At 50.9% G+C, this 15,853-nt stretch carries 15 protein-coding genes; 8 read left to right on the forward strand and 7 right to left on the reverse strand.

From position 1 onward, the window contains the following. Positions 1–129: 129 nt before the first annotated feature. Both SC127_RS06210 and parC read right to left on the reverse strand, forming a co-directional pair. Positions 130–867: a 1-acylglycerol-3-phosphate O-acyltransferase gene (locus SC127_RS06210; RefSeq protein ID WP_215845577.1), complete on the reverse strand. Its 738-nt coding sequence runs from the start codon at positions 865–867 to the stop codon at positions 130–132. Positions 868–913: 46 nt separating this feature from the next. Then, entirely contained in the window at positions 914–3,187 is a 2,274-nt protein-coding gene (gene parC / locus SC127_RS06215; protein WP_243078944.1) for a DNA topoisomerase IV subunit A, read from the reverse strand. 418 nt (positions 3,188–3,605) lie between these two features. Here parC and SC127_RS06220 point away from each other — a divergent pair, with 418 nt between their 5' ends. From SC127_RS06220 to SC127_RS06245, 6 genes are all read left to right on the forward strand, one after another. Beyond that, positions 3,606–5,168: a BglG family transcription antiterminator gene (locus SC127_RS06220; RefSeq protein ID WP_243078943.1), complete on the forward strand. Its 1,563-nt coding sequence runs from the start codon at positions 3,606–3,608 to the stop codon at positions 5,166–5,168. A 14-nt stretch (positions 5,169–5,182) separates the two neighbouring features. Next, entirely contained in the window at positions 5,183–5,653 is a 471-nt protein-coding gene (locus tag SC127_RS06225) for a PTS sugar transporter subunit IIA (RefSeq protein WP_215845575.1), read from the forward strand. Between the two features lie 22 nt (positions 5,654–5,675). Beyond that, positions 5,676–5,990, forward strand: coding sequence for a PTS fructose transporter subunit IIB (locus tag SC127_RS06230; RefSeq protein WP_215845574.1), 315 nt, complete (start codon positions 5,676–5,678; stop codon positions 5,988–5,990). 11 nt (positions 5,991–6,001) lie between these two features. Then, entirely contained in the window at positions 6,002–7,093 is a 1,092-nt protein-coding gene (locus SC127_RS06235; protein ID WP_243078942.1) for a PTS fructose transporter subunit IIC, read from the forward strand. A gap of 10 nt (positions 7,094–7,103) precedes the next feature. Then, a complete protein-coding gene (locus tag SC127_RS06240) occupies positions 7,104–7,955 on the forward strand; it encodes a class II fructose-bisphosphate aldolase (RefSeq protein ID WP_243078941.1) in 852 nt (283 codons plus the stop codon). 87 nt (positions 7,956–8,042) lie between these two features. After that, positions 8,043–8,903, forward strand: coding sequence for a ketose-bisphosphate aldolase (locus tag SC127_RS06245; protein WP_215845572.1), 861 nt, complete (start codon positions 8,043–8,045; stop codon positions 8,901–8,903). 48 nt (positions 8,904–8,951) lie between these two features. Here SC127_RS06245 and SC127_RS06250 read toward each other — a convergent pair whose 3' ends face one another. Continuing rightward, positions 8,952–9,719 (reverse strand): transporter substrate-binding domain-containing protein, encoded by a 768-nt coding sequence (locus tag SC127_RS06250; RefSeq protein WP_215845571.1) that lies wholly within the window; start codon positions 9,717–9,719, stop codon positions 8,952–8,954. 161 nt (positions 9,720–9,880) lie between these two features. Here SC127_RS06250 and SC127_RS06255 point away from each other — a divergent pair, with 161 nt between their 5' ends. Then, positions 9,881–10,462 (forward strand): NAD(P)H-dependent oxidoreductase, encoded by a 582-nt coding sequence (locus tag SC127_RS06255; RefSeq protein ID WP_215845570.1) that lies wholly within the window; start codon positions 9,881–9,883, stop codon positions 10,460–10,462. Between the two features lie 41 nt (positions 10,463–10,503). Beyond that, positions 10,504–10,812: a putative quinol monooxygenase gene (locus SC127_RS06260; protein ID WP_215845569.1), complete on the forward strand. Its 309-nt coding sequence runs from the start codon at positions 10,504–10,506 to the stop codon at positions 10,810–10,812. 358 nt (positions 10,813–11,170) lie between these two features. Here SC127_RS06260 and SC127_RS06265 read toward each other — a convergent pair whose 3' ends face one another. The 4 genes from SC127_RS06265 to cpdA all read right to left on the reverse strand — a co-directional run bounded on the left by SC127_RS06265 (position 11,171) and on the right by cpdA (position 15,852). Next, positions 11,171–12,070, reverse strand: coding sequence for a LysR substrate-binding domain-containing protein (locus tag SC127_RS06265; protein WP_332625802.1), 900 nt, complete (start codon positions 12,068–12,070; stop codon positions 11,171–11,173). Positions 12,071–12,495: 425 nt separating this feature from the next. Continuing rightward, positions 12,496–14,391, reverse strand: a complete 1,896-nt coding sequence (parE, locus tag SC127_RS06270) for a DNA topoisomerase IV subunit B (protein WP_243078939.1) — start codon at positions 14,389–14,391, stop codon at positions 12,496–12,498. Between the two features lie 48 nt (positions 14,392–14,439). After that, the gene (gene yqiA, locus SC127_RS06275; RefSeq protein WP_215845567.1) at positions 14,440–15,021 is read right to left on the reverse strand and encodes an esterase YqiA; all 582 of its coding nucleotides are present in this window, start codon (positions 15,019–15,021) and stop codon (positions 14,440–14,442) included. Positions 15,022–15,024: 3 nt separating this feature from the next. After that, on the reverse strand, positions 15,025–15,852 hold the full coding sequence (cpdA, locus tag SC127_RS06280) for a 3',5'-cyclic-AMP phosphodiesterase (protein ID WP_215845566.1): 828 nt from the start codon (positions 15,850–15,852) through the stop codon (positions 15,025–15,027). Position 15,853: the final 1 nt, after the last annotated feature.

Below are 15,853 nucleotides of genomic sequence, written 5' to 3' on the forward strand. Positions count from 1 at the left end.
TTTTACGCGTGGCGTTCAAACGCCAACCCTGTTTTTATTGCTGTATTTGCTGTGCTGCGTTTACGGCAGCGACAAAAGAGTCCGCTGCCGTAGGCATCCCTGCAGGATAGTCGGCGATGAACTCGCCGGTCAGATTTTACCGTTTTTTTCGCGTTCTTCGACTTCGGCGTTAAGCTCTTCCAGCTTCGCCGCCATCAATTCACGACAATGCGTAGCCAGTTTACGTACCGATGTGGCCTCAAACTGCTTTATATCCACCGGCTCCAGCATTTCAACGATCACTAAACCGTTTTTCAGGCGGTTTAGGTTAATCTTTCCATGCGTGTTAGACACCACAATCGGGATGATTGGCACACCCGCTGCAACGGCGGCATGAAATGCGCCCGTTTTAAACGGCAGCAGGCCGCGTCCACGGCTGCGGGTTCCTTCCGGGAACATCCAGAACGAGATACGCTTTTTGTTGAACTGATCCACTAGCTCACCGATGGTGCCATGCGCTTTAGAGCGATTATCACGATCGATCAGCAAGTTACCGGCCAACCAGTAGAGCAGTCCAAAAAACGGCACCCATAACAGCGTCTTTTTGCCGACCGTCACCGTGGTAGGCTGCACGATTTTAGCAGCAGTGATCATGTCGTAGTTGTTCTGGTGGTTCGCGATGTAAATCGCATTACCGTACTTATCCGCGCCCGGCGGCCTTCTTAACTCTACCTTAACGCCAAACACTGTCGACAATTTGCCGAACAGATGACCAAAAGTGGCGACATGGCGTGGATTGCGCGGTGAAAACAGACACCAGATACAGCCAAACACGCACACCAGGATTGAATAAATCACCACGATAATCGTACGCAGTATTAGTAACATAGCTTCCTCATTGTCCCGAGGCTGACGCGAATGTCAGCCCGGTTGCTTACTCTTCGCTATCCGTATTTCCTGGACGCGCTGGGGCATCCAGCTCCACACGATCAATTTTTTGCAGGCCGCGTGGCAGTAAGGTGCCGCGACGACCGCGATCGGCGCGGAATTTTTGTAACTCTTCACTGCGCAGCAATAACTTACGTTTACCTACGTGCAGCGTGATATTGCTACCTGGCGGCAGAATCATCAGCCACGCCAGCTTGTCTGTACCCGCTGCCGCTTCTGCAGACGGAATAGAGATAATCTTGTTGCCCTTGCCTTTCGACATTTGCGGCAGCTCACCGACCGGGAACATCAGCATCCGTCCAGCTTGGGTGATCGCCAGCAGCATGTCATCTTCATGATGAACCGCCATGGGTGTCATGACGCGCGCATTGTCCGGCAGCGTCAGCAACGCTTTACCGGCGCGGTTACGCGACACCAGATCGTTAAACGTACAAATGAAACCGTAGCCCGCATCTGACGCCATCAACAGCCGTTGGTCGTCAGGCTCCATCAACACTTGTTCAACTACCGCGCCCGGCGGCGGCGTCAGCTTGCCCGTTAACGGCTCGCCCTGCCCGCGTGCGGAAGGTAATGAAGTGGGATCCAGCGTATAGCTGCGCCCCGTGGAATCGATGAATGCCACCGGCTGATTACTCTTGCCGCGTGCCGCAGCCAGATAACTGTCGCCAGCTTTGTAGCTCAAACCGCTGGGATCAATATCATGACCTTTGGCGCTGCGCACCCAGCCCATTTGCGACAACACAATAGTGACCGGTTCTGACGGAACCAGTTCCGTTTCACTCAGGGCTTTCGCTTCTTCACGTTCACGCAGCGGAGAGCGGCGATCATCGCCGTAGCTGGCGCTGTCGGCCTGCAACTCTTTCTTCAGCAGCGTGTTCATTTTGCGTTCGGAAGCCAAAATCGCCTGCAGCTGATCACGCTCTTTTTCCAGTTCGCTCTGCTCGCCACGAATCTTCATCTCTTCCAACTTCGCCAAATGGCGCAGTTTCAGTTCGAGGATCGCTTCAGACTGGGTTTCGCTGATATCAAAGCGCGACATCAATATCTGTTTTGGTTCGTCCTCGGTACGGATGATATGAATCACTTCATCAATATTGAGAAACGCCACCAGCAAGCCATCAAGGATATGCAAACGACGCAGCACGCGCTCTAACCGGTAATTCAGGCGACGACGCACGGTATCGCGACGGTACACCAGCCATTCGGACAGGATCTCCAGCAGGTTTTTCACCGCTGGACGGTTATCCAGGCCGATCATATTCAGGTTTACGCGATAGCTTTTTTCCAGATCGGTGGTGGCGAACAGATGGTTCATTACCTGATCGAGATCGACGCGATTGGATCGCGGCACGATCACTAAGCGCGTTGGGTTCTCATGGTTGGATTCATCACGTAAATCCTCCACCATCGGCAGCTTTTTATTGCGCATCTGGTTAGCAATCTGCTCCAGCACGCGCGCACCCGAAACCTGATGCGGTAAAGCGCTGATCACCACTTCGCCATCTTCTTTCTTATAGACAGCGCGCTGACGAATAGAGCCACGACCATTCTGGTAGATTTTACGGATCTCGTCGCGCGGCGTAATGATTTCCGCTTCATTCGGGAAATCAGGTCCCTGAACGATATCCAGCAGATCATCCAGCGTGGTTTTAGGATTATCGATCAGCGCGATCACCGCCTGTGCCACTTCACGTAAGTTGTGCGGTGGAATGTCGGTCGCCATCCCCACGGCAATACCGGTGGTGCCGTTTAGCAGGATATTGGGCAGACGCGCCGGCAACATTTTCGGCTCTTGCATCGTGCCGTCAAAGTTGGGGATGTAATCAACCGTGCCCTGGCCTAATTCGCCCAACAGCACTTCGGCATATTTTGACAGGCGAGATTCGGTGTAACGCATTGCTGCGAACGATTTCGGATCGTCCGGTGCGCCCCAGTTTCCCTGACCATCAACCAGCGGATAGCGGTAGGAAAACGGCTGCGCCATTAACACCATCGCTTCATAACAGGCGCTGTCGCCGTGCGGATGGTATTTACCCAATACATCACCCACGGTACGGGCAGATTTTTTAAATTTTGCGCTGTTGTTTAGCCCCAGTTCCGACATGGCGTAAACAATGCGGCGCTGAACCGGCTTCAAACCGTCGCCAATATAAGGCAAGGCGCGGTCCATGATCACGTACATGGAATAGTTTAAGTACGCATTCTCAGTAAATGTGTGCAAGGCAAGACGCTCTGCACCATCCTGCGTCAATTCACTCATTATGCTTTCATCCTCACATCGTGGCCCACAACAGCGGGACACCCGACGGTTGTTTGGCGAGGATAGTACCTTATTCGCCTGATTTAGTCACAGGGGAAGCGTGGCACGGCAGGCTGAGAATTAATCCTTTTTTTTATGTGACCCAGCGCGTAAATAAAAAACAGAATGAGATAACGCTCACAAAATAATAGTGATAATTAATTGTGATCGCGTTCGCAATTAAAAAATCACCAAGCCTTATCGTATTAACGCTGTCCCGTAACTGGACAAGATTTAGTATTGTCGTTATTTCCGACCCCACCTAAATTTATCTCCATGCCTTACGACCTGATTTTTATTGCACGCTTGTCTCTTGATTTAATTAACTCCGCTAAAGCAGCGAAAAGAAATATACGCAGCTTTAAAGATAAGGTGACTCATGCAAAATTTGACGTCAAGACAACATCGCCTGCTGAAATTACTGCTGCAAAACAGCGCCCCGCTTACTTTGCCGCTGCTGGCGCAGCAGTTAGAAGTCTCAGAGAAAAGTATCTACCGTGACTTACAAAGTATTGAGCTATGGCTGGTCGACTGGCACATCGCAATAGAAAAATTGCCGGGCCGTGGATTGCGTTTACAGATTGGTGACATGCAGCAAAGAGCACAGCTGGAACAGCATTTGACCAGCGAAGAACATTGGTCAGAAGGGTTTAGTCATAATGCACGTCGCGTGAAGATTGCTTCGCAACTGCTGAGTGAATCACCGCGAGAAACCTCAATCAGCAAGCTTTCAGAGCGCTACTTCATTAGCCATGCGTCAATAGTGAATGATTTAAGAGTGATTGAAGAGTGGCTGCAACCGCTGGGATTGCTGCTGGTGCGCAGCCAGAGCGGCACACACGTTGAGGGCAGCGAGCAGGCGCTGCGTCAGGCGATCGTTTCGCTGATCAATGACGTTATGCAGCATCATACGGCCAGCAACTCAATGGAACCACGCCTCGATCCGGGCAGCTATCAGGCGCTGATTCACTATTTCGGTGAACAGGATGTCGCCTTCGTGCAGGCTTTGCTGCAGCAGATGGAGCAGCAGTTGAGTTATCCGCTCAGCGATGCCTACTACATTAATCTCTGCACCCATATTTTGATCATGATGCATCGTATGGCGCAGGGAAACGCGTTGTCGCTGCCGTCGGCACTCAGTTCACCGGAACTGGATAGTCGCATTTTACTTATTGCTCGCCAGATGGTGACGCGCATTGAGCAACGTATTCAAGCACCCTTGCCCGTCGATGAAGTCGGTTTTATTTATCAGTATATCGTTTCGTCTGGCATTGTCATGGAAGAGCGTGGCAATGAAATGGCCGCGCAATATCAATTCGCCAGTGAAGAGTCGTTAAAAATAACCCATGAATTAATCCGCTGCTTCTCAGAATTAATTCAACGTGACGTGTCCCAGGACCGCTTATTATTTGAAGGGTTACTTATTCATATTAAGCCACTCATCAATCGACTTAAATATCACATTAATATCCGTAACCCTTTACTCGATGATATTAAAAATGAGTTAAGCGAGATATTTTCGTTGACGCAACTCGCCATGCGTCTGACGGCAAAGCACTTCCAGCTCTCAACCGTGGCGGATGATGAAGTGGGTTATCTCTGCGTACATTTCCAGGCCGCACTGGAGCGGCAAATTGCCCATAAACGCATTTTGGTGGTCTGCTCCAGCGGCGTAGGCACTTCGCATCTGTTGAAAAGCCGCATTCTGCGCGCTTTCCCGGATTGGATCATCGTCGGCGTGGTCTCTGCCAACAATCTGAGCCGCTTTTGCCAGCAGGAAACGGTGGATTTAGTGATCACCACGATTCATCTCGATAGCACTGATTTACCGATGGTTTACGTTACCGCCTTTTTTAATGACGACGACATTCGGCGCGTGACGGAAGCGATGATTGGCAGCCAGCTGCCGCACACGGCGCATTGCGCTATGGCAATTAATTGAATGAGGTTTGACTGATGGATATTTCCCGCATTCTTAACCCGCGCCGCGTAAACCTGGCACTGCACGCTACCAGCAAGGAAGAGGTAATAAATGAATTAACCGAACTGCTTTATCAGGACGGCGCCATCAGCGACAAACAGGCATTTATAGAGGATGTCTGGCTACGCGAGGCGGAAGGCTCTACCGGCTTTGAAAATCATGTTGCTATTCCGCACGGGAAATCCTCTGCGGTGCTGCAAACCACGCTGGCGATTGGCCGTACGCAACATGACATTCCGTGGGAAACGCTGGATGACAGTGCGGTGCGCTGCATCATTCTGTTTGCGGTACGGCTCGAAGATCAGAACACCACCCATATTCGCCTGTTGTCACAAGTGGCCAGCGCGCTGGCCGATGATGAGGTGATTGCCCAACTGCTGGCAGAAAACGATCCCAGCAAAATCATCCGGCTGTTTAGTCAGTACGCCGAAACCGATCTCTGTTAATCCTACAATCCCGAGGTAAAACATGAATATCGTCTGTGTTGCCGCCTGCACGGCGGGCATCGCGCATACCTATATTGCGCGTGAAAAACTGATTAAAGGCGCACACGCGCTGGGTCATACCATCCAGGTTGAAACGCAAGGCACCATCGGTACTGAAAATGCCTTGAGCCATGAAGCTATTGCGGCGGCGGATGTAGTGATTCTGGCGGTTGATGTGAAAATCAGCGGTGAAGATCGCTTTCGCGGCAAACCGATCGTGAGAGTGAAAACCGAAGTGGTGATTAAGTCGCCGGTTAAATTCCTCGAGAAAGTGGCGGATTCACTGGCGCGTGCGTGAGGAGATCCAGCATGAACACTATCAAACGGCAATATGGTCAAGAGATCAAAGGGCATCTTCTCACTGGGATTTCATGGATGATCCCGCTGATCGTCGCTGCCGGGATCTGTATCGCGCTAGGTCAGGTGATCGGGGGGCCCGACGTCGGTAAACAGACCGGCAGTATCGCCTGGATGCTTAACCAGATAGGCGGATGGGGAATGGGATTGATCGTGCCGTTGATCAGCGCGGCGATCGCGTATTCGATTGCTGATCGACCCGGTTTTGCACCCGGCCTGATCGTCGGTTTCATCTGCGGGCAGATCGGCACCGGTTTTATCGGCGGCATTCTCGGCGGTTTTCTGGTGGGCTACACCGTGCTGCTACTGCGCCGCAGCATCAAACTGCCGCAGTCGATGCAGGGATTGATGCCCGTCATGATATTGCCGGTGCTCAGCACGGTTATCGCTGGACTGCTGATGATGACGTTTGTGGGCCAGCCGATTGTCTGGCTACAAAAGACCTTGATTGCGCTGCTGGAGTCGATGCAGGGCGGCTCGAAGTTTGTGATGGGTGCCATCCTGGGCGCAATGGCGACCTTTGACTTCGGCGGGCCAATCAACAAAACCATGTCATTGTTCGCCGATGGCATGTTAGTTGACGGTATTTATGGCCCTGAAGCGGTGAAATTTGTCGGTTCGATTATTCCCCCGTTTGGCATCACCCTCTCTTACTTGCTAACGCGTCACAAATATACACAGGCAGAAAAAGAGGCGCTAAAAGCAGCCTTTCCGATGGGTATCTGCATGATCACCGAAGGTGTGATTCCGATTGCTGCCCGCGACTTGTTCCGTGTGGTTGGTAGTTGCGTGGTGGCCTCTTCCATTGCTGGCGGATTGATCATGGTTTGGGGCGTGGAAGCGCCAGTGCCGCACGGTGGCATGTTCGTGGTGCCGCTGTTTACCAAACCTTGGCTGTTTTGTCTGGCGCTCGGTATCGGCACGGCAATATGCGGCGTGATGCTTTCTCTGCTGAAAAAAACGGTTACCCAAGCGGATGAAGAGTTTGACGACGTAGAAGACCACAGTGTTCGCGACGATGACATCAAATTCACGCTGGAATAAGGAGCCATTTATGTATGCAGCAATGAACGACCTGATTGCTCAGGCAGCACGCGGCAAGTATGCGGTGCTGGCTATCAACTGCTTCAATCTGGAAACCGCCCGCGCAGCTATTCAGGCTGCCGAGCAGCAGCGTGCGCCGCTGATCCTCAACGTTTATCAGGGGCACAGCGCACACTTTCCGCCCGCCATTGCCGTGCCGCTGGTGCGAGCGCTGGCTGAAGCGGCCAACGTCCCGATTGCGCTGGCACTCGATCATGGCAAAGCTTTTGCGTTGATTGGGCAAGCCTTTCGCGCAGGTTTTACCGGCCTGATGATTGATGCTTCATCAGAGCCGCTAACGGAGAATATTCGGCAGACCGCGCAAGTGGTGAACATGGCGCATACCGCAGGCGTGTGCGTTGAAGGCGAGCTGGGGCATATCGCCGATGCGCCTACCTATGAACGGGCGGATGCGGCGGTGAAAATGACGCAGGTGAAAGATGTGCTGCCCTTTATTGAGCAGACCCAGATCGATCTGCTGGCAGTTTCGGTGGGCACAGCGCACGGCCTTTATCCGGCTGGCGTTAAACCGCAAATCGACTTTCAGCGCTTGAGCGAGATACACGCGGCTTCATCCGTTCCACTCGCGCTACATGGCGGCAGCGGTACGCCCGCCGGTGATATTCGCCGCGTCAGTCAGCATGGCGTGGTCAAAATCAATGTCGGTGCTGCGGTGTTTGATGCCGGAAAACAGGCATTGCAGCAAGCGCTGAAACAACATCCCGATGCTGAACTGACGGATTTACAAGGATTAATGGAATCCGCCTGCCGTGAAGTGGTTATTGAATATTTGAGCTGGTCAGGCGCTGCTAACCAAGCCTGATAATCCTTTTTAGATCACCGCAAAAAAGTCTGTGACCACACAGGCGCGGGAACCCTTTGTCGTAAAACAAGCTGAGGAATAGTTAACATGTTGATTTCAATGAAAGAGATGTTAAGCCCTACTCGCCAACACCGTTTCGCCATTGGCGCGTTTAACGTGGCGGATAGCTGTTTTATTCGTGCAGTGGTAGAAGAAGCAGAAGCAACGCAAACCCCGGCCATTATTTCGATCCATCCCAGCGAACTGGAGTTTGTCACCGATGCGTTCTTTGGCTACGTCCGCGAGCGTACGCTGAAAAGCAAAGTGCCATTTACTCTGCACCTTGATCATGGCGCTTCGGTAGCGCAGGTGTTGCGTGCAATTCAGTGCGGCTTCACCTCGGTAATGATCGATGGTTCGCTGCTGCCTTATGAAGAGAACGTGGCATTGACCAAAGAAGTCGTGAAACTGGCGCATGCAGTAGGCGTTTCAGTAGAGGGCGAGTTGGGCACCATCGGCGATACGGGAACCTCGGTTGAAGGCGGCGTCAGTAAAGTCATCTACACCGATCCCGCTCAGGCCGAAGATTATGTTCAGCGTACCGGCGTTGATACTTTAGCGGTGGCGATTGGCACCGCACACGGCATCTATCCAAAAGATATGAAGCCAGAATTGCAGATGCATATTTTGCGAGAGATCTCACAGCGCGTCGATATTCCGCTGGTGCTGCATGGCGGATCAGCTAATCCCGATGCCGAAGTAGCGGAGGCTGTGACGTTAGGTGTCGGAAAAATCAATATTTCCAGCGATATGAAGTTCGCTTACTTCCAGAAAGTCCGTGAAGTGTTAACGCGTGAAACCTGGTGGGACCCGAATGTTATCTATCCAGAAGCGATTGATGCAGCCAAAGCGGTCATTCGCTACAAGATGAACCTGTTTGGTGGTTTGGGTAAAGCCAACCTTTATTAAAGGCAATAAAAGGCCGGGACGATCCCGGCCTGTTCCGTTAACACGTTTTTACTGACTAACACCCATCCATTGTTCTGCAACGCGCGCATATTCACCGGTCGCCGTACTCAGATGCAGCCATTGATCGACATACTGCTTCCAGCTGATGTCATCACGCGGAATCATGTAAGCCTTCTCGCCATATTGCAGTGGTTTATCCGCATTCAACGCACAAAGTTGCGGAAAGCGCTTCTGTTGATAAAGCGCTTCTGAGGCATCGGTGATCATCACATCCGCTTTGTTATCCACCAACTGCTGGAAAATAGTGACGTTATCGTGGAACAACGTCAGCGAAGCCTGTGGTAAATGACTATGGACAAAGGCTTCGTTGGTGCCGCCCGCCGGTTCAATTAAACGGACGCTGGGCTTATTTAACTGCTCAACGGTTTGATATTTTTCTTTATCCGTACAGCGCACCAGCGGAATTTTTCCGTCTACTCCCAGCGGCTGAGCGAACCACGCCGTTTGCTGACGTTTTAATGTCACCGACACGCCACCGAGCGCGATGTCGCAGTGCTTCGCGAGGAAATCCTGCATCAGGGTTTTCCATGTGGTGGGCACCCATTCGACTTTTGCGCCAAGTGAAGCCGCCAGCGACTGCGCCATGCTGATGTCCAGCCCTTCATAATTGCCATCTGAACGCAGATAGCTGTAAGGCTTGTAATCGCCCGTGGTGCAGACTTTCAACGTTTTACTGCTGAGAATGTTATCGAGATGGGATTGTGCCTGCGCGGCACCAGAGGCCAGCAGCAGTACAAATAGAAAGCTTTTTTTCATGGGTTATGCGTCTTATTTGATGTTGATTCGCGCGCTGATGGTGACATAAATGCAGGGATTATTGCTGTACAGGCAAAAGTGTTGTGATCCAAATCCCATTTTTCCCGTGCCGCTTCGCGCGTAAGCTGTGGCCCATAGTCAAATAATGGAGCACACAGTTAATGAGCAAGATTTTAATTATTGATGGTGGCAAAACGTTTGCCCATTCCAAAGGCGAACTGAATCACACCCTGACCGACGTGGCTGCCAGCCAGCTGCGCGACTTAGGACATGAAGTTTCGGTCACCGTTGCGGACAGCGATTATGTGGTTGCCGACGAAGTGCAAAAATATGTAGAGAGCGACGTAGTGATTTATCAAATGCCAGGCTGGTGGATGGGCGAGCCGTGGACGGTAAAACGCTACATTGATGAAATCTTTACTGAAGGTCACGGTTCACTGTATGCCAGTGATGGTCGTTCTCGTTCAGATGCTGAAAAGAAATACGGTTCTGGCGGTCTGCTTCAGGGCAAAAAATATATGCTTTCTCTGACGTGGAATGCCCCGCTGGATGCCTTCACCGATCCAGATCAGTTCTTTGAAGGCGTGGGTGTTGATGGTCTTTATTTACACTTCCATAAAGCCAACCAGTTCCTGGGGATGGAAGCATTGCCAACCTTTATTTGTAACGACGTGATCAAACAACCGGATGTTCCGCGTGATATTGAACGTTATCGGACTCATCTCAGTCACGTTTTTGCGTAAGATAGCGTGAGGTGAAATTCACTGCAAAAGAGGAAGCGCGCATGTTAACTGTGGTTGCTGAAATTTGTATTAAGCCCGGTCGTCGACAGAGGGTGCTGGATATCATCAACAAACTGATTCCCACAGTGTTAGATGAAGAAGGTTGTCATCAATACGATGCCTTAGTGGATCATCAGGCGCAGGTGCCGTGGAAACAAAATTCCCCGGACTCCATTTTTATGCTGGAGCAGTGGGAATCGTTACGCCATCTGGAGCAGCATCAGCAAATGCCACATATGGAAACACATCGTGAGCAGATCAAAGATGATGTCATTGATGTGAAGATTTTAGTGCTGGAGCCGACGGCCTGATTTATTGGCTTTCGCTGCAAACAAAAAAGCCCTTGTCATATGACAAGGGCTTTTTTAACGTTGAAACTCAACCGTTATACATTTATTGCTGATTAGTGACTTCCTGCTGAATCAGCAGTTGTGCATCGCCGATCCCGTTTTCGAATACATCCTCTTCAACGCCCGCCACGGTAACGCTGCCTTCCGCTTGCTACCCGCCCTTTCCTTCCGGCATCCAGCGTCAGCGCTTTATCCTTTTCTACGCTATCCCTTATCGGGGTTAGTGATGTTACGTACTGAACGCACGCCATGAAGTTAGCGACCGAAAAGAGGATCTCAATAAATCTTATTGAATGGAGAGGGTTATTTTATGGCACGTTTAAAGCAATTTTTTTGCTTCAATCTGCTCACGCAGAAAGTCTAAAAAGCAGGTAATACGCGAGAAAAGCATATTATTACGGTAATAAACGGCGTGAATGGGGAGACGTAATTCATGCGTTTCGTCTTGCAGAACTTGCACTAGCCGACCCGCCTCGCGGTCCTCCCGACTCACAAAGTCAGATAATCGCGCGATGCCTTGGCCTGCTAATGCCAAATGACGAATGGTTTCGCCGCTTGAGGCAGTGATATTGGGTTTAATGCGAAGGTACTCGCCGTCACGTTGCAATACTGGCCAGACGTTATGTGTCTCTACCTGGCTAAATCCAATTAGCTGATGCGACTCCAGATCTGTTACGTTGGCTGGCGTACCGTATTTCTGAAGGTAAGCTGGGCTAGCAACCAGCAGAATTGCGCTGCTACCCAACTTGCGAGCATGCATGGTCGAGTCGCGCAGCTCTCCAATGCGAATGGCAATATCGGTTTGCTGTTCAAGCAGATCAATCACAATATCGTTGGTATTGAGTTCCAGATTAATTAAGGGATAACGTTTACTGAACGCTTCCACTAACGGCACAATCAGGTGCAACATAAATGGCGCGGCAGCATTTATTCGAAGACGACCGGAAGGCATCCCGCTGCGATGTGCGATCTGTTCTTCCGCCTGCTCCACAGATGTCAGTATTTGTCGGGCATGCTCAAGAAAGATCTGTCCCTCTTCTGTCAGCGCCAGCCGGCGTGTTGTACGATTTAACAGCGTTGTTCGCAACTTACTCTCAAGACGGCTCAGAGCACGACTAATCCCGGAGCTGGTTTGCCCCAATTGTTCAGCCGCAGCCGTTATTGAACCGGTATCGACCACTGAAACCCAAGCGCGCAATTCTTCCAGCGTGATTTTCACTCTCTCTTCCTGTCTTTCGTGAACCACATAGGGTTTATCTTGATATTTATCCCAATACATCAGGCCAGGATTAATCGATACCTCGTTATATCGAACAATTCACTGTAGCAATGGTGGATCCGAATCGTTAATGAATATCAGACAATAATATCGTAAACGGAAAAACAGGCTGAACGTTTTATTATGCCAGGGAACAGCGCTCATCATCATCGTTTAAGTTTGATTTCTGACACAATTTAATAAAGTTTAAAAGAACTGACAGGGAAGCCGAAATAGGAACTGAGTAACACTTTAAGGGTCAAGTCTGAAGACGTTACTTTGATTTTTGTTAAATGAAAAATTCACTTCACCTGTCAATAATAATGTCTGAAACTTAGCGTAGTCGGAAACAAATAATAAATCGGGACGCCGCTGCGTCCCGATTTTTACACTTCGATGTCGACCATGTCGCCTTTTTCCTGCAACCAGTTGCGCCGGTCTTCGGAACGTTTTTTAGCAAGCAGCATGTCCATAACGCGTAACGTCTGCTCAACATTATCGTCATCGATAGTTAATTGCACCAGACGGCGCGTGTTTGGATCAAGCGTGGTTTCTCGCAACTGAAGCGGATTCATCTCGCCCAAACCTTTGAAGCGCTGAACGTTGGGTTTTCCCTTTTTGCGCTTCAACTGCTCCAATACGCCCTCTTTTTCATCTTCATCCAGCGCGTAATAAACTTCTTTGCCAAGATCGATGCGATAAAGCGGCGGCATGGCGACATAAACGTGGCCACCTCTTACCAGCGAGCGGAAGTGTTTAACGAACAGCGCACAGAGCAGCGTGGCGATGTGCAAGCCATCTGAATCGGCGTCGGCGAGAATACACACTTTGCCGTAACGCAGTTGGCTTAGATCTTCACTATCTGGATCAATACCAATCGCGACTGAAATGTCATGAACTTCCTGAGAAGCCAACACTTCGTCGGAAGAGACTTCCCAGGTATTCAGGATTTTACCTTTAAGCGGCATGATCGCTTGATACTCACGATCGCGTGCCTGCTTGGCCGATCCACCTGCGGAATCCCCCTCCACCAAAAACAGTTCGGTTTTATTGAGATCCTGCGCAGAGCAATCTGCCAGTTTGCCAGGCAGCGCCGGGCCGCTGGTAAGTTTTTTACGCACCACTTTTTTTGCTGCGCGCATACGACGTTGCGCACTGCTAATCGCCAGTTCAGCAAGCTGTTCTGCTGCCTGCACGTTCTGGTTGAGCCACAGGCTGAACGCATCTTTAACTACCCCTGAAACAAAGGCGGCACATTGACGCGACGACAAGCGCTCTTTGGTCTGTCCAGCAAATTGCGGATCCTGCATCTTCACCGACAAGACATAGGCGCAGCGATCCCAAATATCTTCCGCAGAAAGCTTCACGCCGCGCGGCAGAATGTTGCGGTATTCACAAAATTCACGCATTGCATCCAGCAAACCCTGGCGAAGACCGTTCACGTGCGTGCCGCCTTGCATGGTGGGGATTAAGTTGACATAGCTTTCAGTCAGCAGTTCGCCACCTTCCGGTAACCAGAGCAGCGCCCAATCAACCGCTTCAACATCACCCGCAAATGCGCCAACAAACGGCTTTTCTGGCAGCGTTGGCAAGCCATTCACAGCCTCAAGCAGATAATCGGTCAGGCCATCTTCGTAGCACCAGCGTTGTTCCGTATTGTTCAGCTTGTCTTTGAAGACAATCTCCACGCCGGGACACAACACCGCTTTAGCTTTCAACAGATGCGACAGGCGAGAAACGGAAAAGCGTGGGCTGTCAAAGAAGCTTTCATCAGGCCAGAAATGCACGCGCGTGCCGGTGTTGCGCTTACCAACGGTGCCAGAAACAGTGAGATCCTGCACCTTGTCGCCGTTCTCAAACGCCATGTCATAGATTTCACCATTACGACGAACGGTAACTTCAACGCGTTTAGATAAGGCGTTAACCACGGAAATCCCTACGCCATGTAAGCCGCCAGAGAATTGGTAGTTTTTGTTGGAGAATTTGCCGCCTGCGTGCAGACGACAAAAGATCAGCTCAACCGCAGGAATGCCTTCTTCGGGATGGATATCCACTGGCATACCGCGTCCGTCATCAATCACTTCCAGTGATTGATCGGCGTGTAGAATCACTTCAACCCGCTTGGCGTGACCTGCCAGCGCTTCATCGACGCTGTTATCAATCACTTCCTGACCCAAATGGTTAGGTCGCGTCGTGTCGGTATACATACCCGGGCGACGGCGAACAGGCTCAAGGCCAGTCAGGACCTCAATAGCATCCGCGTTATAGTTTGATTGACTCATGGTAAATGTCTGATTAGAAGGGTGAAATAGTTGCGATTTCCGCATCACTTAAGGGTGATTCAAGCCTAGAAAATCCAGAATCTGCGGGAAATGGCGTTCGAATCCGATAAAAGCATGATTACCGCCCTCTTCTACCTGATGTCGGCACGCGCTGTAATAGTCGAGCGCCTGACGGTAGTCGAGTACTTCATCGCCGGTTTGTTGTAGCAACCACAGTAAATCCGGCGCTTCCAGCGGGTCAATCTGCATGACTTTCAGATCGTAAATGTGCCGAGACTCTAACACATATTGTTGGCCGGTGTAGGGATTCTGATTGTCACCAAGGAAATCCACCAGCAGCTCAAAAGGACGCACTGCGGGGTTCACCACTACCGCTGGCAACATAAAACATTGTGACAGCCAGGTTGCGTAATAACCGCCTAATGAAGAACCCACCAGGCCGAGCGTTTCTCCGCTACGACTCAACACGATATCTTCCAGCATGGCAGCCGCCTCAGCAGGGAATGTCGGCAGTTGCGGAATGATCATGTCGATTTCAGGATGATGTGTATTAAGCCATTGTTGAAACTGGGTCGCTTTCGCCGATTGCGGTGAACTGTTGAAGCCATGGAGATAAAGCAGCGCAGCCATCCGTTAATATCCTTCTGAATCAAGATCGGGGCAAAACGCATCAGTTTGCAAACGTTCGACTTCGGTTTCTGCTTTGCCTTGTGGATGGAGCGTAAACCAGCGCCAGCCGGGTGCAACAGTATCAATGGTAAAACTGGTGCAATGCGGTTTGAATTGAACGCAGGTAGAGGGCGTAGCCAATACGCGGCGTCCGCGCCAGTCCATATCCAGTTCCTGATGAATGTGCCCACAGACCAGGGTTTGGGCCAGCGGATAGTTTTGCAATACCGCATCCAGCTGATGCGAATTGCGTAAGCTGTGTTGATCAAGCCAGGTACAACCTGAGGCCAGCGGATGATGATGCAGCAAAATCAACGTGTGACGTTCTGGATGGCGTGCCAGGGTTTTTTCAAGCCATTCCAGCTGGTAATCACTTAGCATGCCGTGTGGAACGCCGAAGACTTGACTGTCTAACAACACAAGTTGCCAATGTTCGCCCAGCAAGACATGTTTCTCGGCGTTGATCTTTGCCTCTGCCAGGGTATCAACCATGGCGGGTTGGAAGTCATGATTTCCGGGCAGCCAGACGCAGGGCTTTGGCAAACGAGCAATGCCCTCAGCGAAATGCTGATAGGCTTGAACAGAGTGATCCTGAGCGAGATCGCCGGTCGCGATAACAAGGTCATAGTCGCGTTGCTGAGCAATGATCGCATCCAATACTGCGTCAAAGCTCGCCCAAGTATTAACCCCAAGCAGCGATTCATGTTTTCCCGCGAAAAGATGGGTATCCGTGATTTGTAAAATCCTGATTTCGGACCCTTTTGCCGCAGGAAGAGTTAGCAGGCTATCCAAA

It is taken from the genome of Pantoea sp. T14, assembly GCF_036663535.1.
GTDB lineage: Bacteria > Pseudomonadota > Gammaproteobacteria > Enterobacterales > Enterobacteriaceae > Pantoea > Pantoea phytostimulans.